The sequence below is a fragment of the Aetokthonos hydrillicola CCALA 1050 genome (genome assembly GCF_017591665.1).
Taxonomy (GTDB): domain Bacteria; phylum Cyanobacteriota; class Cyanobacteriia; order Cyanobacteriales; family Nostocaceae; genus Aetokthonos; species Aetokthonos hydrillicola.
The window spans coordinates 157958-183656 of the sequence record NZ_JAAKGC010000001.1 but is presented as its reverse complement, the minus strand read 5'-3'; the positions used below and the strand labels follow the sequence as shown (position 1 = coordinate 183656).

Here is a 25699-nt window from a genome sequence, read left to right as displayed (position 1 = left end):
AATATGACTTCGGGAAATTATCGATTCCACTATTCCTTTAATGGTTTTTCAGAAAAACCATTAATTCTTTTTTTACACGGCTTCATGGGGAATCACCACGAATTTGATGAGGCTATAGAATTACTATCTCATGAATTTTATTGTCTAACAGTTGATCTTCCTGGACACGGGAAAACTCAAGTCTTAGGTGGTGATGAATACTATAACATGGCAAATACCGCCTCTGCTTTAATTAAATTACTAGATGTCCTATCAATTTCCCAGTGCTTTTTAGTTGGCTATTCAATGGGTGGAAGATTAGCCTTATACCTGACCTTACATTTTCCTGACCGTTTCTCGAAAGTTGTTTTAGAATCAGCTTCTCCAGGATTGCTGACACGAGTAGAACAAGTAGAACGAATTAAGCGTGATGAGCAAATAGCCAGAAAATTAGTTAGAAGTGATTTCAACACTTTTTTATTGAACTGGTATGAACAGGCGATTTTTGGTTCTATTAAACATCATCCACAATTTCACAATTTGATAGAAAACCGTCTGCAAAATAATCCTTTAGAATTGGCTAAATCATTACAGTTTATGGGTACTGGCTCCCAACCATCTTTATGGGAAAATCTTAAAGAAAACAAAACTCCTCTACTTTTACTTGTAGGTGAATATGATGAAAAATTCATTGATATCAATACAAACATGACGAATATTTGTAAATTTTCCCAACTAAAATTAACAAGTAACTGTGGTCACAATATCCACTTTGAAAATACTTTGGCGTTTGTGGAAAATATCAGAAATTTCCTATAAATCAAGTACTCAGAAAAAACTCTCTTCGTCAATGAAGAGAGTAAACCGGAAAACAAAGTATGTGATTAATTCTTCCTCCCCTGCTCCTCTGCTCCTCTGCTCCCCTGCTCCCTGCCCCCTACTCCCTGCTCCCTGCCCCCTACTCCCTGTTCCCTGCCCCCTACTCCCTGTTCCCTACTCTTCAATTCCTCTTGCAACACTTTCTGGTAGACTCTGGGCAAATACTGAGTCATAGAATTGGTTTCTATCCCGTATCCTAGGCTTGTCCAAGTGGGAGAAAGTTTCTTTAAGACTTCATCTAATTTTCCTTGCCGCAACTGCTGAGAAATATTAGTTTTCCAAAATCGGGAGTCACTCAACCAGCGATAAACTACTATATCCTGATACTCTGGTTCAAAACTATAATTAGTCCAAAACATTAACTGCTGAGGTTTTGGGTGGTATGAAAGTGCAATTTGATCCCAAGTACTATTTATAACTTGATATCTACCAGCTGCTGTGGAACAATTGCCTTTATTAGGGCCCACTGAAATGGTGACGCAAATGTCAGGATGGCGACTGAGATCGGTGACGTGTTGTCCACCATACAACAGCGAATAAGGACGATTGTTATTGGCTTCACTTGCTGATATGGTCCGCATTAAAGCACGTATGTAAGGATCACCCCCTTTCATAACTAAGGGAGGTTGTCTAATTTTAAAGACAGGATCGTTATACGATCGCAGGCTGCCGGTTATGTACCATTGAAACAAATATACGAAACCAAGGAGCGCAGCTAGCGGTCCTATGAGTTTTTCAACACCTTTCAGAGTTTGACTGTTCCTTATTTACTAGGGTGATGGGCATGGGGCATGGGGCATGGGACAATAGGTAATGGGTAATGGGCAATAGGCTAGAGAGGATGTGATTGATCTTGTATAAGTATTTAGTTGTAAGTTCAGTTACTATCTTACTCTGCCCCATGCCCTATGCCCTATGCCCCATGCCCCATTACACTATGCTACCGTAGCAAATAGTTCACCAAAGGTTTTGCTTGGTGCTTCTGCTTTAGCAACAATTTCTACAATTTTATTTCGTGCTTGTGGCTCAAAAAGTGATTCTACACAAACCTGAGCAACTTTTTGCCGGGGAATACTACCATCGAACAATGTATCAGCGTTTTGCATTACTATCGCATCTGGGTTGTCTTCATTTTTTAACCCACCTGGTCGTACAATTGTATAGGTCAGACCACTTCTCTGAAGATATTCCTCAGCTTGCTTTTTCCAAACCAAGATTAACCAAAACAAATTTAGTGGGTGGAACAACTGGGAGGTACACAACGAAGAAACAAGAACAAAATGCTCAATTCCTTTTTGGCGAGCTACTTCCACCAAATTTTTGGTTCCTTCGTAATCTATTTTATAGGGTCCACTTGGGTCGAAGCTCGGTTTTGCTCCAGTAGCACATAATATTACTGTGCTATCTCCCACACCAGCACTCAGGGTTTCTGGTTTTAACACATCACCCTCTACCAACTCAGCTCCGGCAGGTAAAATACTCTTCGCTTTCTCAATATCTCGGACTAAAGCACGAACCGGAATATTTCGCGCTACCAATTCTTGCACAATTCGGCGGCCTGTTTCACCAGTAGCCCCTGCTACAAATGCTTTCATGATAAACCCTATCTTGCAAAATAGTATCTTTTTTGTTCAGTTCTCTATTGTAGAGATTAGATAAATTTTATGACTCGTTCTTGAGGTTTAAGTAAAAATTCTATTTCAGAGCGAAAATTCCCATTAAACAAGGGAATGATTAATTAAGGTAAACGAATCAGCACTACAATAATGCATTATGTTTTCCAGACAGTCTGAGTATCAATCGTTTGAAACAACAAAAGCAGCAGAGGTTGATGACCCATCCTTAGAAGCAACTGTATGGACACCAACTAGGTTTCACGGTTGTTATCAGGATTCCATGGAGATGAACGCTTCTGCTGTTAATGTTGCTGAATATCTCAACAGTCACGCTTCATGGTTTTCCCGTTGCGCTGAGCCAATGAAGGTAGAACCTTTGGGGGAAAATGGCTACGCTTTAGTGATTGGTCGCTTTGGTGCTTTTGGTTACGATGTAGAACCAAAAATTGGGTTGGAACTTTTACCCCCAGAGGAAGGGGTATATCGTATTCGTACGATCCCCATTCCTGATTACCAAGCTCCTGGTTATGAGGTAGATTATAATGCAGCACTAAATTTGGTACAAAAACCCAACCACGATGCTTCAAGTGACTTGGCTGACATAACACTGGTGATGTGGGAATTGGATTTAACCGTATACATTAACTTTCCTAAGTTTATTCAGCGTTTACCTAAATCTTTAATCCAATCCACAGGCGATCGCTTACTTAACCAAGTCGTCCGCCAAGTCTCCCGTCGTTTAACTCGTAAAGTCCAAGAAGATTTTCATCAATCTTTCGGGATCAGGTTTCCTGTATAAAATTAACCTAATCTTTTTGGGTGGTCGCCGAGATATATGTAAATTGGGAAATAACTTTACAAGGTGTCCCCTGAATGCTGGTATCTCGGCGGTAACCCTATTTAGCACTGATGAAACAGGGTTTCTAAATAAACACGAGCAGCACGGCGATCGCTCTCCCCATTTTGCAGTAAAAACAGTGACAATGCTGCCGTTAATACTCGGGTTTCATCCCAATCGGGATGTTTTTCTAAGTAGTGTTTGAGTGATTCGTGAAGCACTTCGGGAATTTCTGTAAAGATACTAACTGTTGCCTTCATAAGATTTTTCTCCTTTGAAGTTCATCAATGGGGAAACCATGCTTATGGTATACCCAAAATATATGAACATATAGTTATTCGCTTGTTTGATAATCTACCGCAAGAGGGTAAGCGATTTTACATAGATGTGAGGGCGGACTACAAAACCAAGCCGCATTATTTTGCAGCAAAAGGGGGTATGGTTGTCAATGCTGCGAAATGTTAAAAAACACTTTATAAAATATAAAGATTTACGATAGAATAAGGATTACAGACATTTTTTTTAACAACTCTTAATAAAAACTCAGCATTGACAACTTCTTATGGCTGCAATTTGGTAATCCCCATTAACAGAGCAACAGCTGATAAGCTCGTCCTGTATTTGTGGAAAACTTTGGAAGTACCTGTGGAAACTCTGTGGATTGAGTGAGGAAAAATCTAGCAAATAATAAGAATTACAAAAACTAAAAATTTATCTAACAAAAATTCCATTTTGCAAAACGAAGATCCCCAGATGAGTGCGATCCGCCGAAGGCAGAAGCGCTTCATTCTATAGGTTTTTATTGACATAGCCGAACAGTGCGAAGAAATTAAAAGCAACAATGAAGGCTTGCGTAATTGCAACAATTCTCAACCCAACCCTCTCTAAAAGCAAGCAGGGAGCAGGGGGCAGGGAGCAGGGGGAGCAGGGGAAGCAGGGGAAGCAGGGGAAGAAATGAGTGAATTCCTCTATCCCCAGTACCCATGCCCCATGCCCCATGCCCTACTGAGTTTGTTCTGGTTCGGGAGATAACGGAGGTTGGGTTTGGGATGGTAAAGAGGGAGACAAGTCTACAGGTGGTGGTTCTGTTGGCGGTTGTGCTGTGGGTGCTGGAGTTCCTAGCGTGACTGTAGGAGAGGGTGTAGGTACTGCTCTGGTTGGATTTTCTAAACCAATACTGAGATTGTAACTGCTTTGACTTACTCCAAGAACAGAATTGACCCGGAGAGTGTAGTTACTAGTATCTGGTAAGATCCCTTGATAAAAAGTGACTTCTTTTGCTGTGTTTTCAATTGGGTTACCATTAGGACCTAAGACTGTTAGTGAAACACCGCTCTCTTTAGCAAACAATGCAGTTAACTGTTGACCCTTTTCACCCTTAAAGATGTACTGGTGGATTTCATTGGCTCTAAGCGTACCTTCAACGAAAGTTGTGTTAGATGCTCCAAAATTCAAACGCTTTGTCTGTACAATAGGTTGATTTTTTGTTGGAGTTAGAGTTTGCGCTGGAGTCGGGATAAGTGTTGGTGTTAAGGTAGGTGTTGGGGTTGAGGTAGGGGTTGGTGTCGCACTAGTGCTACCAGAGATAACTGGTGAAGGGAAAGTTTGTGGTGTGATTGTTGTTTGTGGTTCTTTTGATTGATTACGGATAGAGCTTACCAGCGCCCAGGAACCTAAACCAGCTAGGATAACCACAGCGCTGCCAATTGCCCCAACCGCTAATGGATTATCTAATATTGAATTAGTTGCAGGCTGTGGAATCTGAGGAACTCGTTTGTTAGATGAAGCTGGTTGTACAGGGCTGGGAATGCGAGCAACGGGAACTGTTTGCACGTTAGAGGTTCGGACAGCCGGTTGAGCCAAGGATTTCAGTGCCTGTGCTACATCTGTAGCATTTTGATAGCGATCGCTTGGTCTGTAACTCAACATCCCGTTTAAAATCTGGACAAATTGTGGATTAATTGTTACCCAGCGTTGCCAATTCCAAGTTAGTTGGGTTTCATCAAAAAGTTGAGATGCTTCCTTACCAGTCAATAAAACGACTGCTGTTGCAGCTAGTGCATACAGATCACTACTAGGATACACTCGACCCGTTTGCATTTGTTCGCTTGGGGAGTAACCCAACTTTCCTACATAGGTTGTTGGCGCTGTAGTGTTAGGCGATTGTAATCGAGTTGCTAGTTCTTTCACCACTCCAAAATCAATTAAGACTGGTAGGCGATCAGTGTCGCGTAGAATAATATTCTCCGGTGAAATATCTCTGTGAATTATTCCTTGGCTGTGAATATGTTCTAACACTGGTAACAGAGAGCGGATTAAATGTAATACTTCTGTTTCTGTAAATACATCACCTACTGCCTTACGCTCGTCCAACAAGGTACGATAAGTTTTACCTGGAATATACTCCTGAACCAAAAACAAGCGTTGGTCTTGCTCAAATCTTTCCCGGAATTGGGGAACTTGAACATGCTGTATTCGATACAGTATTTCTGCTTCTCTTTGGAAAAGTTCTTGTGCTTTTTCCAAAGCGTCAGGCTCTGTTACTGTAGGAATTAATTCCTTGATGGCACAAAGTTCATTAAAACGCCTAGAGTCTTCTACTAGATAGGTTCTACCAAATCCACCCTGACCAAGAGTTTGAATTATACAGTAACGGTTTTGCAGTATAGTGCCAGATTTAATCGGTGCTTGCATCGTTAATTGATTTCGTGTTGTAACACGACTAGGAGGAATTAACAAAGGGAATACATTTTTATTCCCCATAAATCCGGGTGCTTTGCGCCACCCTATCTAGTAGCAAAGGTTTCCTTTTCAGGAAAGTCTTTACTTGCTTGACTATTTTTATGAATGCGTAGCTTTGCTTGGGTATATCATAGTTTGCCGACAGATGGTATCATTAGAATGGGCAAATACAGAATCATCAGCATTATACGTCACTACCCCCGGATTGAACCCAGGGGTTTCAGACGAAGATGAGGGTTGAACAGCTGTTTCTCCCTAGCGTCGGGTGTATTGAACACAAAAGAGAAATGAAACGTCAAAACTCTAGCTAGTGCGTTGCTTTGGTTTCCAAAGTTGCACAGATCCTTGGGGCGTCTGCTCGCAAGCTAGCGACTAGCAAACATCTTTGCTGGCATAGTCTGCGTTTTGCGCTCAGCGTCTCAGTGAAGAGAAGGGCACGAAGTTTCCCGGCTTGTTGCTTGCGCACGCGTATGAGCAAGAGTTAGCACAGCAGCGTGGTTGTCAACCATATAAGCAATTACAAATCTAACCCTTTCAGGTCTTGCAGTCATTCATTAGATTTTATAAAGAAGGCAAACCAACACCAGTCTTAGAGTTTTCTTTTCCGAGATTCCTGATGAGTTCCCTAAGCACATCAGTCTGTGTTCTACCTTGTCTCTCACAGTAAGTACGTAGAATATCTTTTTCTTGATCGTTAACACGAAACGTGATAAAGTTCGTAGGTTTTCCCATAGCACTTACATCAATATGTGGTATGTTAAAAGTATGCCACAAGCTCGAGCTTCTTGAAAAAGTTTTATGAAGGAGTGTTGAAAATTTTTATGAAAGCTTCAACAAAACTCATAGATAATTTTTCAGACTATTTTGGATGATAATATTGCCATGAATGCACATCGAGGATCTGCTGTGCTTAGTTCTGTAACTTTCAAAGTTCAGTCACCTGCAACAGGACTCACTGAAAATAATCGCCTGCGACTGCTTTCCGGTTCCGCGAATTTACAACTATCTCAAGAAGTCGCGCATTACCTAGGCATGGATCTAGGACCAATGATCCGGAAAAGATTCGCGGATGGGGAATTATATATTCAAATACAGGAATCAGTTCGCGGCTGCGATGTATATTTAATCCAGCCTAGTTGTCATCCTGTAAATGATAATTTAATGGAATTGCTGATTATGATTGATGCTTGTCGTCGGGCTTCAGCTCGCCAAGTAACAGCAGTAATTCCTTACTATGGATATGCTCGAGCTGACCGTAAAACAGCAGGACGGGAGTCAATAACTGCTAAGTTAGTTGCTAACCTGATCACGCAAGCTGGTGCTAACCGTGTTCTAGCTATGGATTTACACTCAGCTCAAATTCAAGGTTACTTTGATATACCTTTTGATCATGTCTACGGTTCGCCAGTTTTGCTAGATTATCTCGCAAGTAAACAACTCCATGATCTTGTGGTAGTTTCTCCAGACGTTGGCGGTGTAGCACGAGCTAGGGCGTTTGCGAAAAAGCTAGGTGATGCTCCACTGGCAATTATTGATAAACGTCGTCAGGCTCATAATGTTGCCGAAGTGCTAAACGTAATCGGCGATGTTAAGGGAAAAACGGCGGTGCTTGTGGACGATATGATTGACACCGGAGGAACTATATGTGCAGGAGCACAGTTACTGCGCGAGGAAGGCGCACGTCAAGTGTATGCGTGTGCAACTCATGCGGTATTCTCACCACCAGCAATTGAGAGGTTATCAGCTGGACTGTTTGAGGAAGTGATTGTTACAAACACAATTCCAATTCCAGAGAGCGATCGCTTTCCACAACTAGTAGTACTTTCAGTAGCTAATCTTCTTGGGGAAACTATCTGGCGGATTCACGAAGATAGCTCTGTAAGTAGTATGTTCCGCTAGTCGTAAAAATATGGAGGATGAATTTCATTTATCCTTCATATTCTATCAATTCGTCAAGCTTATTGGCACTATTTATGAATAGTGAAAAATTAGCGTTGCCGTCCTGGTATTCTGATGAAGAATTAATGCGCATGAGTTCGCAGAATCCAGAACTCCGATTTGAACGCAACGCTGACGGTACATTAGAAACTATGCCCCCTACTGGTGGAATTTCCGGTAATCGAGAAATTAAGGCAACATTCAGTAAAAAGCCATGAGACAACCAATAGAAAATTTAACCACATTTGATGAATTTGTAGATTTTCTACAAACACAACCTGAAAGTATTCGCTACGAATTATACGATGGAGAAATTGTACAAATGCCTCAACCAAGAGGAAAGCATGAGGAAATTCTTGGATTTTTGGTAAAAATTATCATGGGTGAATGTTTGAGACTTAAGCTTAATTATTTTGTACCGAACAAAGGACTAGTACGACCTGAAAACAAACAATCTGGATACTATCCGGATGTACTTTTATTAAATTTGGCGTCTTTAGTAAACGAACCACTTTGGTCAGATGAATCAATAGTCAGTAAATCTGAGTCGATAGTGTTGGTTATTGAAGTAGTCAGTACCAACTGGAGAGATGATTATCTGAAAAAGCTTGCTGATTATGATGAAATGGGAATACAAGAATACTGGATTGTAGATTATTACCCTTATGGTACTGAATTGATGGTAGGTGAAGGTAAACTACCAACCATTAGTATTTATACTCGAAATAATCAAGGTAATTATCAAAATAAACAATTTAGAGGAAATGACCGTATAGAATCATTAGTATTTCCAGAATTGAATCTAACTGTTCGAGAAGTTTTTACAGCACAAATGAACTAAAGTGCTTTGCCTTTGCGTCCTGGAATATTTCCCTGTAAGGCTTGGCGCTGTACCGATTCAACAGGTAGCCTTAAGAGGCTTCTTCGAGGGTTAAAACATCTGGTAATATTACTCGGTTCATAACTTAAGTAGTGGCGTATATTATCTAGGTTAATCGTAACAAAGTCAACCAATTTTCCACCTCAACGCTGTTTCACCCACTCTTCAAACAGGCGAGAACCTAATATATAAAATTCATCATCAAACAAGCGAATAACACCAGTACCAGCTATCACTTCTAAAGCATCTGACACCTTCTTATGAGTGAAGCTTGTATAATTTACTAAATCTTCGACAGTGGCTTTGCGGTTATGAATTAGGGCTGAATAAACTTGGCGTTCATCTTCGCCAAAACCACCAGAGACGTTTTGTTGTTCGGCGTTCCACCAAGCGGAAAAGTCTTTGTCGTGATGCTGTAGCAATTTTTCGATGAGGTTATCGCCTAATTCTTGCTGATTGGAGTCAAAAATCATGTTAAGTGATTGTTGGATTAGGTAGGGATGACATCCTGACCATTCGATGAGCGAGGTAATTGTATCGTCATTTAAAGAGATGTTTTCTTGTTCGGCGCGATCGCATATCAGTTTTTTGGTATCTTCTTCACTTAACGCGGCTAACCATTTAATTTGGGCGATCTTAGGACTTACGCACTGTACAAACGAATATCTTGTGCATTAACGAAAATTCGTCGTTTCAGGCTTTAAACAATGATCTGAGGGATAATAGCGTAGGCGTAGCCCGCCGCAGGCATCGCCAAAAAAGTGCCGAAAAATCAAGTTTAAAGGCTTGAAATCTATACCCCATATTTGGGCCTCCTTGTCAATGCGTAAGTCCTAGATCTTTAACAAACGCGAACCCACTTTTTTCTTGTTCAAAGTTCAATTACTACGCATTACTTACACCCTACATTTCGTACTTCAATTCGAAACATAACTAAGTTACAAAATAGATAAAAGTAAGAAAGTCAGGATAATTAAGAAAAGAATAACGAACTAATTTTCTTTTTAATAAAAATAATTAAATATTTTATATTTAACTGATAAAATAGGTTGTATAGGCACTATAAATTTGAGGAACAATAACTATTCCTTCGGATGGTGATGAATTGTTATCCAAATATCCAGACGTTGTTTAGATTAAGAAAGTAAATAATATTTCCGGCAAGACGAAGGCAGATTATTTAAAATAAATTTTCGCTCCTCCGTTAAATTAACAATTTGATGAACACCATTTAAAGTTAAAATATGAATTCCTTGAAAGCATTGAAATACTCATCTTAATGTAGGGGTGATTGTTAACTTTCCTAGTTGATTTTTGATTCCAGTATTGGCTCTTTTTAAGCTATTTCGGTTCTTGCGTACTTAGCGTGCTAAATATGTTGAAAAATAAGCTTGAAATCCTTGCTGGGATAAGATGACAGCCATTATTTACTGCCTTTTAGGTCTGATGATTAAAATTTTGGCTATAAGCGCCTGTAAGCCTTGATTTTAAAACAAAGTTATCGACTGTAATTAAAAATTTAGCACGTTAAGTACGCAAGAACCGTAAGTTCACACAACAAAACGATGTATGTTTTTTCTGAAAAGCTTGCAACTAAGTATTTATAAGCTGTTTATGGCTTTATTTTCATAGAGCAACTGCCCTCAGACTTACTTAAGCGTTTTGAGTATTTTTACTTGTTCTTATTACAGAGTTCTTGTATAGTACTTTGTACTACATTGTGAAGTGCGGAATGTGGGTTATACCTATTTTCGTAACTGGCGTAAAGATGGAACTTGGGTGAGGATTCATGACCGTTTGCGTGGAAGGGGTCAGCCAACAGCTGACCCCTTCCCCTCGCTTGTTTTTTGTAGTAAATTCAAAGATGGTTCGATTTTTAAGTGTTTGAAGTAGTTACTTTGCCCCTGGTAACACCAACCCTATATTTACGCTTAGTAGTATGATATATGTACAATAGCATTTGAAAAAATTATATATGCCATTTCCCACCGATAATAAGCAACTAGTGCTTACACTGGTAGGTAATCTAAAGCAGCTACGAAATTTTTCAGAAAAAATACATCTTGAAAATCTTCTCGGATCCATTGATCGCGCCATCGAGCGGCTTGAAACAGATTCATTTTCTATAGCTGTTGTAGGAGAATTTAAACGAGGCAAAAGTACATTTATCAATGCTATTTTAGGTGAGGAAATTCTGCCTGCAGATGTTTTACCTACAACCGCAACTCTCAATCGCTTGAATTATGGAGCAGAACCATTTGTTAAGATTATTTTTAAAGATGATGAAGAACGTGATATAGCTATTCACAAGCTAGTCAGCTTTGTGACTAAACTCACTCCAGAGTCTGAAGCTGTTGCAGCAACTGTGAAAGAAGCAGTTATTTATTATCCAATTTATTATTGTCGCGATAGCGTCTCAATTATTGATACACCTGGATTAAGTGACGATGAAAGCATGACAGCAGTTACGCTTTCTGTTTTGGATAGTGTCGAGGTTGCAATCATGGTGACATCAGCTTTAGCGCCTTTTGCTGAATCTGAAGGAGATTTTCTTGCGCAAAAGCTACTCGCGACTAACTTGAGCCAAGTTGTATTTGTAGTTACCGGAATTGATCATCTTCATCAACCTCAAGAGGTAGATAAGATATTAAGATTAGTTAGACGCCGTATAAAAGATTCCGTTGAAAATTGGGCTAAACAAGAGTTTGAAACCAATTCTTTAGCATACAAACGCTACTTAAACAAAATACATAATATCAAAGTTTTCCCTCTTTCGGCATATCAGGCATTGTCTGCAAAAAAGACAAATGACAACGCTCTTTTAGCTCAAAGCCGTTTTCAAAATTTTGAACTCGAACTCCGTAATATCATATCTAATGAAAGAGGAAAAATAGTTGTACAAACTGTTATAAATCAAGTTATCCATTTTAGTGAAGAAGTGATTAAACATTTGGACGCTAAAAAATTACTTCTTTCATCTGGTTATGAAAATGCGAAGGATAAGTTTACCAGAATAAGTGAATTGGTTGATAAATTTAGATATATTAAATCAAAGAAGATATTACAAATCAGTTTAAATCAAGATAATATAAAAGTCCAGACAAAACTATTAGTTTCTCTATTAGAAGCTCGATTAAAGCAAGCAGTGGAACAAACGGTTGAAATAGCCGACATAACTTTTTCTAAAGATATAGATATTTTATTACAACAACTTGCTAATCAAGTTAGCAATGCAGTAGAAAATGCTAGCCAAAGTATAGCAAGTGAAATTGAGCTTGCGATTGAGCGAGAACTATTAACAGGATTGCAGCAAGTTAGCTCTTTCCTAGAAATAGCATCTGAGGTTATGGGTACTGTTGAAACACATATAAATCAGTTAGACGACAATATTACTCAAAGTAATTCAAGCTTAGTCAGTAACTCTCTAAATCAAGCTTTGCGCGAATTTAATCAAAAGCAAATACGCAAATTACCCAATTTATTTTCTAGCAATTCAGAAGCCTTTTTGTTGAAATATGAGAAAAATGGTTTGTACACTATTGTTGGTGGTGTTGCTGGTTCACTTTTTGGTCCTATAGGAATAGCTGTAGGTGCAGCAGTTGGTGCAGGAGTTGGTAATTCTCAAAAAATCAAGAATTTAAAGAGTTATTTCAAATCTAATGCGATCGCAGAAATTGAAAAACGGTTGCGATCGCACAACAGCAATCAAATAGTCGATGATTACGTTTACGCAGTTAGTAAAAGCTTAGACAAACTCAAAAACCATATCGACGAAGAAATAAGTTCTTGGATTGAAAATACTCAAAATACACTTGCTAAAGTACAAGGAAAACAACAAGCTTTGGTTGAAAGTGAATACGACACAATTAAGACAATGTATGCTACAACTAGGGATGTTCTCAACCGTGCTTGGATTTTATACGAGCAGCTTTATCAGAATCTAGAAATAGATAAGGAAAATGGTTTTAAAAACAGAGCCTGTCTTAATTGCAGCCACCAGAATCCGCTGGACTGTAAATTCTGTACTCAATGCGGTACTAGATTACCAATCTAAGAGATATCAGTAAGGGAGATCCAATAAATAAAATGCGCCCGCCGTGTCCCAGCCCTTTGGGCTGGGACACCTACACCGACCAGGTATCGGTTAACTGATAAATTAGACGGCTCGGCATTTTATTTTGTGGAAGAGCCTAAATTTGGTATAAAAAAATTCTAAAAACTTAATATTCATAATATTTTTGATTAGAGGGTACACTCATAAAGCTCATTTTTCGGTTAGCGCGTCCAGCCAGCGATATATCCAGATACTTGCTGCTTTGGTAATTCAAGCTTTTTTCACCATAAACAGCAAAAATTATGTTTCAACTTATCCGGAATCGCTGCTTTGTAAGATGGATCTCTGATTGTAGAGAGAGAAGGTGAGTAACAGCCACAAGTTTACGAATAAAACATTAAATTGATTTTAAATTTTGGTATTGACTGAAATCGTGGACTTATTACGAGTGTATCTACAAGTAATAAAATCCTTGCTTGAGAAACAAGTTATACAGGTAGATAAGCACATATATTACCATCGATTTCAATCTATATCGGCTTCATGCAGTATAAAAAGTTGGTTTGAGAAGGCAGAAGTACGAAAGCAGAAGGCAGAAGGAACCCACGCTTAAAAACGTGGGATTCAAATAAGGACGCCCTGTTCCTCGCGCTGCGCGTCTCGTAACAGCTAACCGTTTTCTGTTAGGGTTAAATCCGTGGGCTTGGACCCGTTATGGGCAAGACAGGGCAACAGACAGAAGGCATTGCATTCTCGTATAAACCGTCACATCAACCTTCTGACTTGTAAGAGGGAGCACAGACCAGGGAGTAGGGTATATTCCTCTTACATGCCTGGCGGTGAAATTTTTTTCATTGGGACTGCCTTCTGCCTTTAATTGTTAACAACATGCATAGCAGTCCAATTTCAGGCACGCTGTTGTTGTTGTTCTTATTAAGAATTTAATAAGAGATAACCTTGCCCGAAGGGCTGTCAACAGAGTTACCTAAATAATCTGTTTAACCAGCTAAGCCTAGTATTTAAGTAAAACTTTCTGTAAATAAACCGCACTTCAAGGAGTGAAAATGGCAGTTGAAGAGAACCAAAACGCACCACTTCCACTTGTATCGCTTACAGACTACAACAAGTTATCTACTAACTTAGTACTTGACTTAAAAAGACTCCGCTATTTTTCAGAAAAATTAAATATTCAACAATCAGTCGCATCAATTGATGATGTTTTAGAAAAAATTGAAAACAAAATCTTTTGGGTTGCAGTTGTTGGAGAGTTTAAGCGTGGTAAGAGTACATTTATTAATGCTCTACTAGGAAAAGAAATTTTACCATCAGATATTGAACCATGTTCTGCTACTCTCAATCGCGTTACTTACGGTATAACTCCTTGTGTAGAAGTGGAATTCAAAGATGGTAATAAACAGACAGTAGAGATTGAGAAACTGGCCGAATATGTAACAAAGTTAACACCAGAAGCTGAAGCAACCGCAGCGAATGTTAAAGAAGCTGTTGTTCATTATCCAGTTAGTTATTGTCGGAACAAAGTAGATATTATTGATACTCCGGGATTGAACGATGATCCCAGCATGACCGAAGTAACACTTTCAGTTTTACCAAAGGTGGATGCTGCCATTCTGGTGATTATGGCGCAATCGCCTGTTTCAGAAGTAGAACGAGAGTTTTTGGAAAATAAACTATTAACAAATGATCTAGGTCGTGTTATTTTTGTAGTCACCGGAATTGACCGTTGTAATCGTCCTGAAGATGCTGATAAGGTAATATCTAGCGTCAGAAAACGAATCAAAGAATATGTTTTAGGGAGAGCAGCTGAGCAGTGGGGGGAGCACTCCGCAGAATATGAGGTTTACTTGAAAAAAATAGGTGAACCAAAAGTCTTTGGTCTTTCTGCTTACCAAGCATTAGAAGCAAAGAATAGCAATGATAATGGATTACTGGCTAAGAGTCGTTTCACAGAATTTGAGCAAGCTTTAGAGCAATTTTTAGTCATAGAAAGAGGAGCAATTGAGTTACAAGTACCTCTCAATCGTGTTATCGCTTCTGCTGGAGAAATTTTAGCAACCATTAACATTCAAGAGAATGCTCTGAAAATGAAGTTAGAGGATTTTCAGAAAACCTATGAAGTTTCTATTCAAGAAATAGCAGAATTGCGTCAAAGAAAAAAAGAAGAAATGCAGCTTATTGACCGAGCAGCTGAAAATGTAAGATACAATGTTCGACCTCTACTTAATAAATTAGAAGATGAGTTAAAGCAGGCAGCAATACAAGTTATTGATTCAACCACTATCACCCCTAAAGAAGTAAATAATAAAAAAGCTCTTGCTGAAAAACTTGGTCGTAAAGTTTCTAACAGTTTGCAAAACGTAGGACAAAAATTAGCAGATAAAATTCAAACAGAGGTTCAAAAAGGGCTAGCGGAAGAGATAGACCGGTTAAAAGATTTTGCTGACTCTGTTGTTACTGTTTTAAATCACATCCAAATGCAATTTGTTGACGTCGAAGCTGATGCTATACGCAAAAGAAAGACAGGCGGAGAAGCAATAGCTGCAGCTTTAGCTGTATTTACCGGTTTCGGCGGTATTTGGTCAGGTTTTAGAACAGCCGGTATCAAAGGTGCAGCAGTTGGCGCGGCTGGTAGTGTTGGAACTGCAATCGGTGCTGGTGTATTAGCAGGTTTAATTGGATTTCCCGTCACCTGGCCTGCTATTATTGCTATTAGTGTGGTATCTGTTTTTACAGGTGGATGGCTTACTAAATTAGTGTTTGGTGGTGAGCAAGTAGAGGCGTTTAAGGACAATTATAAAGCAGCTATTCTCGCAGAAGTTGAAAAACAACTCAAATCAAATCCAATTAACCAAAAAGTTGAGGATCATATTTCTGGGAGTTTCGATCATCTCAAACGAACCCTTTCTCAAGAAGTAGAAGCCCTGCTAGATAACACTCAAAATACTCTCACTGAATTAAACCATAAACGGCAACGACAAGAAGCTCTTACTGAAGCTGAGCGCAAAGAACTGGATGAGATGCGTGCAGAGACAGAAAAAATTCTGGGTAGTGCTCAGAGACGGTCTCAAGAGCTAGTCGAAATTATCAGTGTTTAAAAATTGACGTTACTGTAACTGTGAGGTTTAAAACTTTATCCTGCTTCACAGTTATTACTCATAAATTTCATAGTTTAGGTAAGAACTATGCCAAATACCTCAGCCAATAATCCGACAGCATCAATTGACTTGAATTTTCGTCATTACTTAGAAGTGCGCGATCGCCAATTATCTACTCACCTAGTTGGCGGAATCCCCGACTACAGCTTTTCCTTAGACCAAAAACTACGTCAAAAACTCACAGCGATGGCACCAGTCAGAGCTATGGCTCAGGCTTTAGTTAGTTGGTCTGTACCTATTGTACATCAATTGCACTTAATGGAAAGTATCGCGGTAGGTCCACAGCAGTATCCGAATATCTATGCACTTGGTGAAGATTGCTCCCGTAGGTTAGGTATTGGTGTTCCGCAGATTTTTATTCAAAGTAGCGCTGAATCTGATGCTTATACCTTTGCTACTGACGATATCACACCAGTTATCGTTCTTTCTAGCCACATTGCTGAATCTTTTACAGTAGAAGAACTACAATTCGTCATTGGCCATGAATGTGGACATATTCATAACTTGCACGGCGTCTACAACACTATCTGCGAAATTATGACCAATCAACTAGCAGAAGGGATTTTGGAGGCAGTTCCTAAGCAAGGAGCATTAAATTTGTTCATCAAAAGCGGACTCACAATATTTTTTAAGCGCTGGAGTCGTTATGCAGAAATTACTTGCGATCGCGCCGGGTTAATTTGTTGCGGAGATGTTAACACAGCAGAAACAACTTTTGTTAAACTTATTATGGGTAGCGGAAAGTTATTAGAAAAAATTAATATTGATGCATACCGCGAACAGATCAGCAAAAACCCATCTGCTCCTATCCAGTTACTAGAACTATTTAATACTCATCCACTCATTCCTAAACGAATAAATGCACTTCGCTTGTTCGCCGAGTGCGACATTTTCCATTCTTGGCGACCAGAAGCACAAACATCAAATGTGCGCACTAAACAAGAAACCGATAATTTATGCGAGCAAGTGGTTCGTGTAATACCCAAAGGATATTAACTCGTTATGGAATCTGCAGCTAAATCTTTCAGTTACGATTTTACCTATTTGCGACAAGAATTTCTACAAATCGTCGCTGATTTTCGAGAAGCATTTTGCTTAGAAAAATTTCAAACCGATCTAGGTAAACAGATTATTAAACAGATACAACTTCAAGTCGAAGATATCCGGAAGCGCTTACATGCAGACTTTGTACTTGTAGTAATTGGTGATTTCAAGCGAGGAAAATCCACACTCATCAATGCTTTATTAGGTGAAACTATTGTCACTACAGATGTGCTGCCAGAAACAGTCACAATTAATCATATACAATATGGTCCAGAACTAAAAATTAATCTTTACTTGACCAACGGTGAAAAAATTGAATTAGATAAGGAAGAACTAAAAGCAGAAAAACTTGAGCAAATTCTAGCTGAGCTACCTCAGCCTGTTAGTCATTTAAAAATTGAAACTCCGAATGAGTGGCTAAAAGGATTGCGTCTTGTGGATACTCCTGGAACGGGCGATATTCTCAAACGCTTTGATCGCCAAGTTCATACTTATCTTTTACAAGCAGATGCAGTTATATTTGTATCATCGGCATTAGCACCATTTGCAGAATCAGAACAAGCATTTCTACAAATGTCTGTCATCCCTCAAGATTTCCAGAAAATATTTCTTGTTCTAAATCGGATGGACGACCTTCGTACAGAGGAAGATATACATAGAATATTTAATAGCAATTATAGAAAAATTAGCCATTTGTTTCCTGCTCCTCAGCTTTTTGCAATTAGTGCTTTGGACGAAGTTTTCCGAATCCAATCCTTACCCAGACCCAATCCTACTTGTGCATCAAGTTTAGAAAGAGCCTTCGGTGAATTTCGTCAATCCTTAGATCAAGCTATTAATCTACAACGTCATTTAATTCAACTTAATCGGGCTAGCGATCGCACAGAGCAGATGTTACAAGAGGTTGAAACAAATTTGCTGTGCTTACGTGATACTCTAGAAGTAGACCAAGGATATTTAAGTTATGTTATAACTCAGTACACAGATCCAAATTCGGAATTATTTGATAGAATCGCACAACATATCCAAGCTATGAAAGATGAAATTAATCAACTTAGCGAGCAAACTTGTCGATGGATGAATGAGTTCCTACTTCGCTTGGACTATGAAGCGATCGCCACCATTTCTAATTTCAAAATTCAAGATATTAAAAAGCATTTTCAATTCTTTTTACACAACTCTCTTAGAAATGCTATAGATAAATGTCTCGCTGTTCATCAACCAGCTATTTCTGCAAGCTATCAAAAAGCTCAGACAGCAATTTTCGCAGAATTTAAAGACTTAACTAATGCTACCAGTGCTTTAAATAAACAAGCTACAGAAACAGTAACTAATCAGGATTATTCTGGAACAGACTGGAATACTTTCGAGATTCTATATGAATGTGATACATCAACGTTTATTACTGATCTATTTATTCGGCAAATCCAAGACTTAAGAATATCAGAGAACAACATTAATTATCAGCGGAGACTACAAGCAGCCCTACCTGATTTTAAAGTAGCTATTGTTAAAGAAATACCCACATTATATAATAATATAGCAACAAAAATTGAGCAACAAGTTGAAAATACTTATCGTCAAACTATAGAGACTTCTCTTTCGGCGATGCAGCAAGCACAAGAAGTATCCCTCCACAAGGCACAGACAGTCAGAGTAACTAATGAAACATTACAGGATGCATTATCAATTGTATATAATGCTCGTCAGCAAATCAAAGCTTTAAAACAAAAACTTTGTTCTGAAGATATGGTAGAAAGTGTATCTCTGTCTTGAGCGAATTTGTAAAAGATAACTATAATCTCTGCCAGATTTTAATCGTGCTGTCATCACTAGCACTAGCAATTCTTCCGCCGTTTGGACTAAACGCTATGCAATTAACGCCGTTGCTGTGCCCATACAGGGTATGAATTAGCTGCCCATTTTCTACGCTCCATAGCTTAATTGTATTGTCATAACTACCACTAGCAAGTATTTGATTATCCCAGCTAAAACTTACCGAGTGTACTGGATTAGTATGCCCTGTAAGGGTGGAAAGAAGTTGGCCCGTTTCTAAATTCCACAGTTTGACTGTGCAATCTTCACTACCACTAGCTAAAATTCTACCATTGGGGCTGATAGCGAGCGCCCAAATCCAACTCGAATGACCGATAAAAGTTGCAAGCAATTTTTCATTGTTTAAGCAGCATAACTTAATACTATGGTCTGAGCAGTCACTAGCGATCTGTTGACCATCAGGAGTGAGAGCTATAGAATAAACTCCCCATCGGTGTTGAGATAGCTCACCTGTTTGTTTACCTGTTGCTAGATTCCAAAACTTGATTGTATGATCTCGACTACCACTAATTAGAGTTTGACCATCTGGAGTTATTGCGAGAGAACATATTGAGTTTAAGTGCGGACAAGAAAGCCAATTACCAAGGGTGCGGACTTGTTTTCCCGTGTTTAAGTTCCAAATTTTGACGATTCTATCATCGCCCCCACTGGCAAGAGTTTGACCATCAGGACTGATAGTAACACAATTCACTGTCCCTGAATGTCCTTCAAGAGTGTGAATCACTCTTCCTGTTAGCAAACTCCAAATTTTGATGCTTCTATCAGCACTACCACTAACAAGAGTTTGACCGTCAAGACTGATGGTAATAGCATTGACTGTATCTGAATGAGTAGTTAATGTGTTAATACATACCCAGTTATCAGCTACATTAAATTTCTCAGTTTCTTGATAGTCTCTAAATAGGGGCGGTAGATGAGATGTGCCTGTCAGGTTTAATTTTCCTTCCTCCTGTTCAAATTTAGATTTTTCGTGTTCAATTTCGCGTTCTAATAATCGAATTTCGGCTTCGATATCATCTAATTTAGAACTAAGCTTTTTAAGCTCATCATCCTCTCGGATCATCTGCTTTTCGTACTGGAACTTGCGTAATACATCAGTTTCAATCACTAAAGCTTCTTGTATTTTTACTACTCTCTCACTTTGAATATTATAAACGCGTTCAGACGACTCTCTTTGTTTTTTCAATCGATCCAGTTTTTCTTTCGATGACATAGTGATTATTTCAGAGGAACCGTTTTTACAGCCTATTGCAGGTTTATGAGGTACAGTAACAACAGTGGGTAAACCAGTTTTTTAAATGGATGGGGTTAACCAAATCAAGCGCAGTTCTAATTAGAACATCGACCTTGAATGCAGTGGTTGGAGAAAATTGTCGTAAGAAAGCTTTTAATTGTGACCACCAAAGTTCGATCTTGTTTAAAGTCGGGAGAATAGGGGGACTGATAGAGAACACTTGCGCCTACAGATTGAATTAGAGGTTCGATTTCTTTGACTTTATGCGCTGGAAGATTATCCATAACTACTACAGCAGCCTCCCAAAGTTGAGGGAGTAAACACTTTTCTACAAAGACTTTAAATGCATTTGCATCCATTGAACCATTCAAAGTCATAACAGCCAAAACTTGTTTCAAACTGATTGCTCCAATTGCTGTCACTGCTCTTCACCACGATAAAATGGCTTAAAATCATATACTCTACTTCCATAACGGCTTCTGGCATCGGTCCTTGTCAAACCCAGTAAGACCCCCATTTCGTCTATGAACACTAAGTTTTCTGGGTCTATTAATTTAATTTTCTGCCAAAACTCTGTTCTTAATTTTTGGACTCTTTCTGTCTGAGCTTGGCTGCTGCGTAGTGTCTTTTTTTTTAGTGTTAGTTTTTGTTTTTGCAATGCACGACACATCGTACTAGTGCTTACCCAATGATTATAAGTTACGCCCCAATATTCACAGTACTCTAATAATGTTGCGTCTGGATATTTTTCTACCATTGTAGTTAGTTCAGCAACAGATCCATCCAACTCTCCCTTCATTGTTCCACCTTGTTGTCCCGGTTTTACATGACCCTTTTGCTTGTTCATCAATAGTATTTTTTGTACAAAGCTTTTGGCTACACCAAACCTATCAGCAAGTTTTCTGACTGACGTGTCCCCTTGAGAGTATGCTTTTACTATTTTTTCTCGAAAGTCGATGGAATAAGCTCTCATTCTACCTTTTTATCTACTGATACCAGTGTACCTCATTTACCTGCAATAGGCTGTATATGACTCGTTTTACGTCTACTCTTAACTAGCACATTTTATAAACCTTATACAGCAAAGTTTTCAGCTTTCCCTGTAAAATGTGCTAGTTTCATTATTTACTGGTGGCTATTGCCGCCAGTCGGAGGCTTATATCTTGCACCTGTATGGAAAAACCACTAATACCAGAATGAGTGTGTAATAAATTAACATTCAGAGTGGAAAGCGATTGTACGTGTAAGGATTAATTTTTAATACAAATGAAACGTGATATTACGGAGAACGGGATCAGACAAGCGATGCAAAACCCACTGGTAGACGATCGGCAACTTGGGAGTTGGTGTGAATTTGCATTTATGAGCCGAAATATGAGAAAAAGGGCGTTGAAATATATCTAAATACAGCAAGAAAAATGGTTTCGATTCTTGCCCACGCCCAGAATTTAGTTTACACCCTGTTGTCGTTGATGCCCTCTGTTTACCAACGAGAAAATCTTGAAGCGATGTTGGGATTGTTTTTAGAAGCACAAGGATATCCCCTGCCTCAGCACACTAAAAGTAAGTCACCTAGTGCCTTAAGACGCTGTGTGCATCAAGATGTATCTCAACCGAATACAAAAAGTATTGGAAGCAGCCAATATTAAACTGGCATCAGTTGCCACAGATATTATGGGAGTATCAGGACGTGCAATGCTCAAGGCAATCATTGCAGGCGATAAAAACCCAGAGGAAATGGCTGAGTTAGCAGTTGGGCAAATGCGCTCAAAACAAGAGCGGTTAAAACAAGCTTTAGTTGGTCGCACCCAACCTCACCAGCGTTTTATCTTAGCGCAATTGCTCTCTCAAGTTGAAAGTGTCGAGCAAGTCATTAAACAATTTGATTCCCGAATTGAGGAATATTGCCACCCTTTCAACCAAGCAGTTGAACTGCTTGACACCATACCTGGTGTTGCACATCAAGCGGCTCTTGTGATTGTATGCGAAGTCGGTATCGATATGAGCCGGTTTAAAACCCCTGCTCACTTAGCTGCCTGGGCTGGACTTGCTCCTGGGAATGCGCGAGAGTGCTTGTAAAAGATTATCATCTGGTACGCGTAAAGGTAACCGCAGTTTACGAACTACCCTTGTACAAGCTGAACATTTGGCGGCTTGGGCTGGACTCCAAGCCCTAACAGTGTCTACTGCTGGTAATATTTCTACAGAATCGGTAAAAGCCTATATTGCTCAACAGCGAGATTGATAGTCTCAGTCAGGCGTAAACGCCTTCTGGCAGCTTTCATCCCTTGCCTAAAGTACGGATGCGTCACTATGACGTGCCACATCCTCAAGGGTTTTTAGCAAGCGCCTTCCTTATTCTATTGAGAATTTCATCCTACGATTTTCCGTAACTCGATCATACTTTTTATAAGGCAATTCGAATATGTAGCTTTAAAGCACTCCCCAATATCCCAGCTTCACACCACGGGTGCGCTGCTACTCTCTCGCGGAAATAAGAGTACGTAGTATAGAGGCTTCTTGGCGTTTCGTTCCAAAAACGCTCAAAAATCGTTACAATAGAGATAGTATTGTTAAGGCTTATTTACAGAATTAACCAATTCTTCTAAATTCTGTTAAATCGGTTCACTACTGGACATAAATCTCAAGATCCCCTATTTAATTTAGCTAAACGGTCTTATGACGCTCCCAATCCGTAACGTCGCCATCATCGCCCACGTTGACCATGGCAAAACAACCCTCGTTGATGCGTTGCTCAAACAATCTGGTATTTTCCGCGAAGGGGAAGACGTTCCGGATTGTGTGATGGACTCCAACGCTCTTGAACGAGAGCGAGGGATTACTATTCTTTCTAAAAACACAGCAGTTCGTTACAAAGAAACACTGATTAATATTGTTGACACTCCAGGACACGCTGACTTCGGTGGCGAAGTTGAACGTGTACTCGGCATGGTAGATGGTTGTATCTTAATTGTAGATGCAAACGAAGGCCCTATGCCCCAGACACGTTTCGTACTGAAAAAAGCTCTGGAGAAAGGACTGCGCCCAATTGTAGTTGTTAACAAAATTGACCGTCCTCAAGCAGATCCTTATGGTTCAATTGACAAAGTATTGGATCTGTTCTTAGAACTAGGAGCAGATGAAGCTCAATGTGATTTCCCCTATCTATTCGCTTCTGGTATTTCAGGTTACGCCAAACAAGACTTAGACGATGAACCCAAAGACTTGCAACCTCTATTTGAAGCAATTCTACGCCATGTACCAGCACCAGTAGGGGATCCCAACAAGCCTTTACAACTACAAGTAACAACCCTAGATTATTCTGAATATCTAGGAAGGATCGTTATTGGTAGAATTCACAATGGTGTTATCCGTGCAGGACAACCAGCAGCATTGGTAAAAGATACAGGCGAAGTCGTCAAGGCTAAAATCACCAAACTTTTGGGGTTTGAAGGACTCAAACGCATTGAGATGACGGAAGCATCTGCTGGTAATATTGTTGCTGTGGCAGGTTTTGCTGATGCTAACATTGGCGAAACAATCACTTGCCCCAATGAACCACAGGCTTTGCCACTGATTAAAGTGGATGAACCCACTTTACAGATGACCTTCTCTGTAAATGATTCTCCCTTTGCTGGTCAAGAAGGTAAATTGGTGACTTCTAGACAAGTGCGCGATCGCCTAATGCGAGAATTAGAAACCAACGTTGCTCTACGGGTAGAAGAAACCGACTCACCAGATAAATTCCTAGTTTCTGGTCGTGGTGAACTACACTTGGGTATCTTAATTGAAACAATGCGTCGTGAAGGCTATGAGTTCCAAGTATCACAGCCACAAGTTATTTATCGTGAAGTCAGTGGACAACCTTGCGAACCTTTCGAACTCTTAGTACTAGACGTTCCTGAAGATGCAGTCGGTAGCTGTATAGAGCGCCTAGGACAACGTAAAGGTGAAATGCAAGATATGCAAGTCACCGGGAATGGACGCACTATCATAGAGTTTGTCATTCCGGCTCGTGGATTGATCGGTTTTCGCGGTGAATTTATGCGGATGACAAGGGGTGAGGGTATCATGAACCACAGCTTCCTCGATTACCGTCAAATCACTGGGGACATTGAAGCTCGCAACAAAGGTGTTTTAATATCCTTTGAAGAGGGTGTTTCAACTTTCTATGCAATGAAAAATGCCGAAGATAGAGGTATATTTTTTATTACTCCAGGCACCAAAGTTTACAGAGGCATGATTGTAGGAGAACACAATCGTCCTCAAGACTTGGAACTTAACGTCTGTAAGACCAAACAACTCACAAACCATCGCGCAGCAGGTGGTGATGAACTAGTACAGTTACAAGCTCCGATGGAAATGAGCTTAGAGCGTGCTTTAGAGTATATTGGACCAGATGAATTGGTAGAAGTAACTCCTAAGTCAATTCGTTTGCGCAAAGTATCCAAGAAACTGGTAAAACGTTAAGCTACAAAATGCCCTCACCCCACCTTAACGCTTACCCCTCTCCCAAGCTTGGGAGAGGGGCAAGGGGTGAGGGGATACAACTGAAACCCGGGATATCACCCCACTCGCTGAGGAATTTCTGCATTCAACCAATCCAAAAAGCCTTGGTTAACTGATGTAGGAGACAATTCAGCAATAAAATTAGTATAGGTAATATGCTGGCGAATCTCCTGCTCAATATCAGCTTGATACCCAGCAAGAGTTTTCACAATCAGCACCACCTCTGGCTCCTCTACAATTTCCCCTTTCCAACTGTAAGCACAGGTAATAGGAAACCAGTTAACGCAAAGTGCTAACTTTTTCTCTAGAAGAGAACGACCAATCTGACGAGCTTCTTCTGATGAATTCAGAGTTACATAGTAGAGTTTCATAGCGCAGAGTTCCCATCAACAACAGCTATCAACTCTCAGTTTAGGAATATTTCTGGACAACCAGCTTAATTGCCAAATTCTTACTACTAACTTATACAACATGTGCAGGTTTTACCCACTCTGTGGTAGATTCCAGTTCCTTCAACGCCGCTTCTGCTGCTGCTAAATCATAAGGGAATGGACGCGCACGAGGAACATAGTCACGCTCTTGAACTGGTCTGTGACGTAGCACTGCGTTTACCACAACACACTGTTGTGAACTTAGATTAATTGCTCCGTGTAAAACTCCTGGTGGGATTGTCACCACTACAGGATGATCTTCACTTAAAGGAATGTACTGGTATTGTCTATTAATTAAAGTTACAAGCACAAACCGCCCTCTAACTACCAATAATTGATCGGTTTGCGATTTGTGAACGAATAAATCATCTAATGCATTGGGCGGAATTTGTACCAGCATTGTTTCGTGACTGGCTTGGGGAGTAAAAAACTCAGCCATTCCCCCTTTAATTGATTCTAACTGGCGGACTTGAATTACCCTAGCTTCGCCCATAGTAGTAAGCCTAAAATACTCTGATTAAAGATTTACTTTCAATCTTAAATGTT

25 protein-coding genes and 1 pseudogene are annotated in these 25699 nt (G+C 39.7%); 13 read left to right on the top strand and 13 right to left on the bottom strand.

Annotated features, from left to right (window positions below; all coding sequences use genetic code 11):
- Nucleotides 1–3: 3 nt before the first annotated feature.
- Nucleotides 4–798, top strand: a complete 795-nt coding sequence (gene menH / locus G4P69_RS00735; RefSeq protein ID WP_208347985.1) for a 2-succinyl-6-hydroxy-2,4-cyclohexadiene-1-carboxylate synthase — start codon at nt 4–6, stop codon at nt 796–798.
- 65 nt (nt 799–863) lie between these two features.
- On the opposite strand, the gene G4P69_RS00730 is transcribed toward menH, so the two are convergent.
- The gene (locus tag G4P69_RS00730; RefSeq protein WP_310833534.1) at nt 864–1625 is read right to left on the bottom strand and encodes a glycoside hydrolase family 24 protein; all 762 of its coding nucleotides are present in this window, start codon (nt 1623–1625) and stop codon (nt 864–866) included.
- Between the two features lie 168 nt (nt 1626–1793).
- Nucleotides 1794–2453: an NAD(P)H-binding protein gene (locus G4P69_RS00725; protein ID WP_208347983.1), complete on the bottom strand. Its 660-nt coding sequence runs from the start codon at nt 2451–2453 to the stop codon at nt 1794–1796.
- Between the two features lie 178 nt (nt 2454–2631).
- Here G4P69_RS00725 and G4P69_RS00720 point away from each other — a divergent pair, with 178 nt between their 5' ends.
- Complete coding sequence (locus G4P69_RS00720; protein ID WP_208347981.1) at nt 2632–3273, top strand: DUF1997 domain-containing protein; 642 nt, start codon at nt 2632–2634, stop codon at nt 3271–3273.
- A gap of 101 nt (nt 3274–3374) precedes the next feature.
- Here G4P69_RS00720 and G4P69_RS00715 read toward each other — a convergent pair whose 3' ends face one another.
- The 3 genes from G4P69_RS00715 to G4P69_RS00705 all read right to left on the bottom strand — a co-directional run bounded on the left by G4P69_RS00715 (nt 3375) and on the right by G4P69_RS00705 (nt 6786).
- The gene (locus G4P69_RS00715; RefSeq protein ID WP_208347979.1) at nt 3375–3572 is read right to left on the bottom strand and encodes a DUF2811 domain-containing protein; all 198 of its coding nucleotides are present in this window, start codon (nt 3570–3572) and stop codon (nt 3375–3377) included.
- Nucleotides 3573–4314: 742 nt separating this feature from the next.
- Nucleotides 4315–6006: a serine/threonine-protein kinase gene (locus G4P69_RS00710; protein ID WP_208348091.1), complete on the bottom strand. Its 1692-nt coding sequence runs from the start codon at nt 6004–6006 to the stop codon at nt 4315–4317.
- Between the two features lie 609 nt (nt 6007–6615).
- A complete protein-coding gene (locus G4P69_RS00705; protein ID WP_208346366.1) occupies nt 6616–6786 on the bottom strand; it encodes a CopG family transcriptional regulator in 171 nt (56 codons plus the stop codon).
- Between the two features lie 150 nt (nt 6787–6936).
- Between G4P69_RS00705 and G4P69_RS00700 the strand changes: the two genes are divergently transcribed.
- The 3 genes from G4P69_RS00700 to G4P69_RS00690 all read left to right on the top strand — a co-directional run bounded on the left by G4P69_RS00700 (nt 6937) and on the right by G4P69_RS00690 (nt 8833).
- Nucleotides 6937–7953 carry a ribose-phosphate pyrophosphokinase gene (locus G4P69_RS00700; RefSeq protein ID WP_208347977.1) on the top strand — a complete coding sequence of 339 codons (1017 nt, stop codon included), beginning with the start codon at nt 6937–6939 and terminating at the stop codon, nt 7951–7953.
- Nucleotides 7954–8084: 131 nt separating this feature from the next.
- Entirely contained in the window at nt 8085–8210 is a 126-nt protein-coding gene (locus G4P69_RS39830; RefSeq protein WP_279606295.1) for a hypothetical protein, read from the top strand.
- Nucleotides 8207–8833, top strand: coding sequence for a Uma2 family endonuclease (locus tag G4P69_RS00690; RefSeq protein ID WP_208347975.1), 627 nt, complete (start codon nt 8207–8209; stop codon nt 8831–8833). The genes G4P69_RS39830 and G4P69_RS00690 overlap by 4 nt, the downstream gene beginning before the upstream one ends.
- On the opposite strand, the gene G4P69_RS38905 is transcribed toward G4P69_RS00690, so the two are convergent.
- The 3 genes and pseudogenes from G4P69_RS38905 to G4P69_RS38900 all read right to left on the bottom strand — a co-directional run.
- On the bottom strand, nt 8830–9006 hold the full coding sequence (locus tag G4P69_RS38905) for a hypothetical protein (RefSeq protein WP_243902857.1): 177 nt from the start codon (nt 9004–9006) through the stop codon (nt 8830–8832). The two genes, G4P69_RS00690 and G4P69_RS38905, sit on opposite strands and share 4 nt — an antisense overlap.
- A gap of 9 nt (nt 9007–9015) precedes the next feature.
- On the bottom strand, nt 9016–9345 hold the full coding sequence (locus tag G4P69_RS00680; protein WP_208347972.1) for a hypothetical protein: 330 nt from the start codon (nt 9343–9345) through the stop codon (nt 9016–9018).
- Nucleotides 9346–10008: 663 nt separating this feature from the next.
- A pseudogene (locus G4P69_RS38900) lies at nt 10009–10230 on the bottom strand (IS1634 family transposase); the annotation flags it as partial.
- Between the two features lie 617 nt (nt 10231–10847).
- Here G4P69_RS38900 and G4P69_RS00675 point away from each other — a divergent pair.
- From G4P69_RS00675 to G4P69_RS00660, 4 genes are all read left to right on the top strand, one after another.
- Entirely contained in the window at nt 10848–12926 is a 2079-nt protein-coding gene (locus G4P69_RS00675) for a dynamin family protein (RefSeq protein WP_208341485.1), read from the top strand.
- 1064 nt (nt 12927–13990) lie between these two features.
- A complete protein-coding gene (locus G4P69_RS00670) occupies nt 13991–16039 on the top strand; it encodes a dynamin family protein (protein ID WP_208341486.1) in 2049 nt (682 codons plus the stop codon).
- Nucleotides 16040–16126: 87 nt separating this feature from the next.
- Complete coding sequence (locus G4P69_RS00665; protein WP_208341487.1) at nt 16127–17095, top strand: M48 family metallopeptidase; 969 nt, start codon at nt 16127–16129, stop codon at nt 17093–17095.
- A 6-nt stretch (nt 17096–17101) separates the two neighbouring features.
- A complete protein-coding gene (locus G4P69_RS00660; protein ID WP_208341488.1) occupies nt 17102–18919 on the top strand; it encodes a dynamin family protein in 1818 nt (605 codons plus the stop codon).
- Between the two features lie 19 nt (nt 18920–18938).
- Here G4P69_RS00660 and G4P69_RS00655 read toward each other — a convergent pair whose 3' ends face one another.
- The 3 genes from G4P69_RS00655 to G4P69_RS00645 form a co-directional block, all read right to left on the bottom strand.
- Nucleotides 18939–20192 (bottom strand): WD40 repeat domain-containing protein, encoded by a 1254-nt coding sequence (locus tag G4P69_RS00655; protein WP_208341489.1) that lies wholly within the window; start codon nt 20190–20192, stop codon nt 18939–18941.
- A gap of 116 nt (nt 20193–20308) precedes the next feature.
- On the bottom strand, nt 20309–20635 hold the full coding sequence (locus G4P69_RS00650; protein WP_208341490.1) for a transposase: 327 nt from the start codon (nt 20633–20635) through the stop codon (nt 20309–20311).
- Complete coding sequence (locus tag G4P69_RS00645) at nt 20632–21186, bottom strand: IS630 transposase-related protein (protein WP_208341491.1); 555 nt, start codon at nt 21184–21186, stop codon at nt 20632–20634. Before G4P69_RS00645 ends, G4P69_RS00650 begins: the two co-directional genes overlap by 4 nt.
- Nucleotides 21187–21631: 445 nt before the next feature.
- On the opposite strand from G4P69_RS00645, the gene G4P69_RS00640 reads away from it, so the two are divergent.
- The 4 genes from G4P69_RS00640 to typA all read left to right on the top strand — a co-directional run bounded on the left by G4P69_RS00640 (nt 21632) and on the right by typA (nt 24683).
- Nucleotides 21632–21862: a hypothetical protein gene (locus G4P69_RS00640; RefSeq protein WP_390691837.1), complete on the top strand. Its 231-nt coding sequence runs from the start codon at nt 21632–21634 to the stop codon at nt 21860–21862.
- Nucleotides 21843–22292 carry a transposase gene (locus tag G4P69_RS00635; RefSeq protein WP_208341492.1) on the top strand — a complete coding sequence of 150 codons (450 nt, stop codon included), beginning with the start codon at nt 21843–21845 and terminating at the stop codon, nt 22290–22292. Before G4P69_RS00640 ends, G4P69_RS00635 begins: the two co-directional genes overlap by 20 nt.
- Nucleotides 22273–22458 (top strand): hypothetical protein, encoded by a 186-nt coding sequence (locus G4P69_RS00630; protein WP_208341493.1) that lies wholly within the window; start codon nt 22273–22275, stop codon nt 22456–22458. The genes G4P69_RS00635 and G4P69_RS00630 overlap by 20 nt, the downstream gene beginning before the upstream one ends.
- A 434-nt stretch (nt 22459–22892) precedes the next feature.
- Nucleotides 22893–24683, top strand: a complete 1791-nt coding sequence (typA, locus tag G4P69_RS00625; protein WP_208341494.1) for a translational GTPase TypA — start codon at nt 22893–22895, stop codon at nt 24681–24683.
- Nucleotides 24684–24778: 95 nt separating this feature from the next.
- Here typA and cutA read toward each other — a convergent pair whose 3' ends face one another.
- Together cutA and G4P69_RS00615 are read right to left on the bottom strand one after the other, a co-directional pair.
- Nucleotides 24779–25093, bottom strand: coding sequence for a divalent-cation tolerance protein CutA (gene cutA, locus G4P69_RS00620; protein WP_208341495.1), 315 nt, complete (start codon nt 25091–25093; stop codon nt 24779–24781).
- 91 nt (nt 25094–25184) lie between these two features.
- Complete coding sequence (locus G4P69_RS00615) at nt 25185–25646, bottom strand: cupin domain-containing protein (protein WP_208341496.1); 462 nt, start codon at nt 25644–25646, stop codon at nt 25185–25187.
- Nucleotides 25647–25699: the final 53 nt, after the last annotated feature.

Coding starts and splice junctions, on each gene's coding strand:
- menH (WP_208347985.1), top strand. CDS start 4: ATGACTTCGGGAAATTATCGATTCCACTATTCCTTTAATGGTTTTTCA.
- G4P69_RS00725 (WP_208347983.1), bottom strand. CDS start 2,453: ATGAAAGCATTTGTAGCAGGGGCTACTGGTGAAACAGGCCGCCGAATT.
- G4P69_RS00720 (WP_208347981.1), top strand. CDS start 2,632: ATGTTTTCCAGACAGTCTGAGTATCAATCGTTTGAAACAACAAAAGCA.
- G4P69_RS00715 (WP_208347979.1), bottom strand. CDS start 3,572: ATGAAGGCAACAGTTAGTATCTTTACAGAAATTCCCGAAGTGCTTCAC.
- G4P69_RS00710 (WP_208348091.1), bottom strand. CDS start 6,006: ATGCAAGCACCGATTAAATCTGGCACTATACTGCAAAACCGTTACTGT.
- G4P69_RS00705 (WP_208346366.1), bottom strand. CDS start 6,786: ATGGGAAAACCTACGAACTTTATCACGTTTCGTGTTAACGATCAAGAA.
- G4P69_RS00700 (WP_208347977.1), top strand. CDS start 6,937: ATGAATGCACATCGAGGATCTGCTGTGCTTAGTTCTGTAACTTTCAAA.
- G4P69_RS39830 (WP_279606295.1), top strand. CDS start 8,085: ATGAGTTCGCAGAATCCAGAACTCCGATTTGAACGCAACGCTGACGGT.
- G4P69_RS00690 (WP_208347975.1), top strand. CDS start 8,207: ATGAGACAACCAATAGAAAATTTAACCACATTTGATGAATTTGTAGAT.
- G4P69_RS00680 (WP_208347972.1), bottom strand. CDS start 9,345: ATGATTTTTGACTCCAATCAGCAAGAATTAGGCGATAACCTCATCGAA.
- G4P69_RS00675 (WP_208341485.1), top strand. CDS start 10,848: ATGCCATTTCCCACCGATAATAAGCAACTAGTGCTTACACTGGTAGGT.
- G4P69_RS00670 (WP_208341486.1), top strand. CDS start 13,991: ATGGCAGTTGAAGAGAACCAAAACGCACCACTTCCACTTGTATCGCTT.
- G4P69_RS00665 (WP_208341487.1), top strand. CDS start 16,127: ATGCCAAATACCTCAGCCAATAATCCGACAGCATCAATTGACTTGAAT.
- G4P69_RS00660 (WP_208341488.1), top strand. CDS start 17,102: ATGGAATCTGCAGCTAAATCTTTCAGTTACGATTTTACCTATTTGCGA.
- G4P69_RS00655 (WP_208341489.1), bottom strand. CDS start 20,192: ATGTCATCGAAAGAAAAACTGGATCGATTGAAAAAACAAAGAGAGTCG.
- G4P69_RS00645 (WP_208341491.1), bottom strand. CDS start 21,186: ATGAGAGCTTATTCCATCGACTTTCGAGAAAAAATAGTAAAAGCATAC.
- G4P69_RS00640 (WP_390691837.1), top strand. CDS start 21,632: ATGGTTTCGATTCTTGCCCACGCCCAGAATTTAGTTTACACCCTGTTG.
- G4P69_RS00630 (WP_208341493.1), top strand. CDS start 22,273: ATGCGCGAGAGTGCTTGTAAAAGATTATCATCTGGTACGCGTAAAGGT.
- typA (WP_208341494.1), top strand. CDS start 22,893: ATGACGCTCCCAATCCGTAACGTCGCCATCATCGCCCACGTTGACCAT.
- cutA (WP_208341495.1), bottom strand. CDS start 25,093: ATGAAACTCTACTATGTAACTCTGAATTCATCAGAAGAAGCTCGTCAG.
- G4P69_RS00615 (WP_208341496.1), bottom strand. CDS start 25,646: ATGGGCGAAGCTAGGGTAATTCAAGTCCGCCAGTTAGAATCAATTAAA.